The organism is Pseudoflavonifractor sp. 60 (assembly GCF_009911645.1).
GTDB lineage: Bacteria > Bacillota > Clostridia > Oscillospirales > Oscillospiraceae > Lawsonibacter.
Window position 1 is genome coordinate 1 of record NZ_QWKI01000013.1, and the last position, 1,928, is coordinate 1,928.

Below are 1,928 nucleotides of genomic sequence, written 5' to 3' on the forward strand. Positions count from 1 at the left end.
AGTGACCTTATTGGTGTTCCGGGCCAGAATCGCGGCGGCGTCCTCCAGGGTGTTTGCGCCGGACAGGTTGGACTTGGTGAACACCAGGACGGGTGCGCCGGGGTAGTCGTCATACAGGTGATGGTCGGGGGAGACATCCTCCTTGGTGTACCAGAAGAGGTGCATATAGCCGTTGGGATTCTGCTCCTGCTCCAGTTTCTTGATCCACTCCACCATCTCCTTGTTGGTGGTCTGCTGATGCACACCGTTCCGGGTGTTCTGATTGCGGTTGGCGAAGTAGGGGCTGGTGAGGATATCGTCGTCCGCGTCAGACCAGGTCTTGCCGAAGACCTTCTCCCACACCTCGTCGGTCTGGAGGCGAACCACGCTGAAGCCCTCAGAGGCGTTGGGGTCCTGCTCGAAGCCGTTGCCGGCCATCTTGCCGGGGTTGGCGTCAACGGTCAGACCATTCGCCGCCTTCTCCGCAGAGAACCAGATGTTTTTGTCTACGGTGTAGTAGCCGCTGCCGCTGGACACATAGTTGTAGTTGCCCACGGGCAGATTGTTGAAGACATAGGTGGTAATGCCGTTGCTGGTCGCGGTGGAGGTGGGGGCCACCTGATGCTCCTCGTTGAAATTGCGGTAATCGAAGGTGTCGTACAGGACGACCTCCACATCCGCAGGGGCGGTCAGGGTCATGGTGCCGGAGGTGGCGGCGGTGAAAGCCTCCACCTTGCCGTTGACCAGGTTGTGCTCATAGCGGTACAGGGGCAGAGGCTGGCCCTCGGCGGCCTCCATGTAGCCCATACGGATGAAGTCGGACTTGTAGGAGCGGTTGTCATAGACGTCCGGCTCAAACATCAGGCCCATCAGAGTGGAGGCGGTCTGATTCATGGGGAACACATAGGCGCCATTGGCAAAGGTGACCGTCTGCTCCCCGGACAGGACGGAGCTGGTGATGTTGTTGTAGATGTATTGATTCAGTTTGACGGAGGAACCGTTGTCCAGCTTGTAGTACTGGATGTTGTGTCCCTCCACCACACGCAGAATATCGTCGATCCCGTCAATGTCGGCGGGGATGACGTAGGCGGTGGGACGGGGACGGGAGGAGACAATGCCGGAGCGGCGGATCCAGGTGTAGTCGGTGGTGCCGGTCTTCTCGCCGCTGACCCAGTCGTACACATCATAGTCCTCCCACCAGGGATCACGATCTGTCACGTCAGAGTGGCGCAGAATAATGACGTCGTCTTCCTCGTAGGTAGCGCCCTTGGAAATAATCTCCTGGCGGGCCTGGGCCACGGTGCTCAGGATACGGGCGGAGTTCTGGGATGCAAACCGGATAATGCCGCTGGAAGCAGCCCACTGAGACATGACCCGGCGCTCGAACATACTCATACCGGCGTGGATGCCCTTGGTCTCAATCAGGTGACCGATGGAGCCCCGGGTCGCGGGGTAGGCGGCGCCGATGGTGGTATACACGTCAAAGGGGTACTGCTGATAGGCGGTGCCGCGGATGCCGTACTGCTTGGCGTTGTTCAGGGCGAATTTCAGCTCCTCAATGGCCAGGTCGGCCAGGGGCTGGGGGTTCAGGCCGCCGCTGCCGTTGCCGGTCATTTGCAGGTCATCCTGATTTTCCCAGGTAGCCGCGCCGTCATTCTGCATCTCGTGGGTGTCGATGACCACCTCGGGATAGAACAGGTTGAAGATGTTGACCACCATGCGGGTCTCGGGGCAGCTCAGCCAGTGGAAGTCCCGGTTCATGTCCAGACCGCTCTCGGTATTGACACGAATCCACTCGTAGGAGCCGTCGGAGTTGAAGCGGGGGATCATCACCACATTCACGTTGTTCAGCACTTCGTCGCCGAAGCTGTTGGCCAGCTGGCGGGCCATCACCAGCGCGCCCTCGGTGGCGGCGGGCTCGGGGGGATGGACCTGGGCCTGGTACTGAA

1 protein-coding gene is annotated in these 1,928 nt (G+C 60.1%); it reads right to left on the minus strand.

What is annotated here, in order from left to right:
* The coding region (locus tag D1646_RS01900) for a M14 family zinc carboxypeptidase (RefSeq protein WP_160634808.1) at positions 1 to 1,928 on the minus strand (1,928 nt) is incomplete at both ends.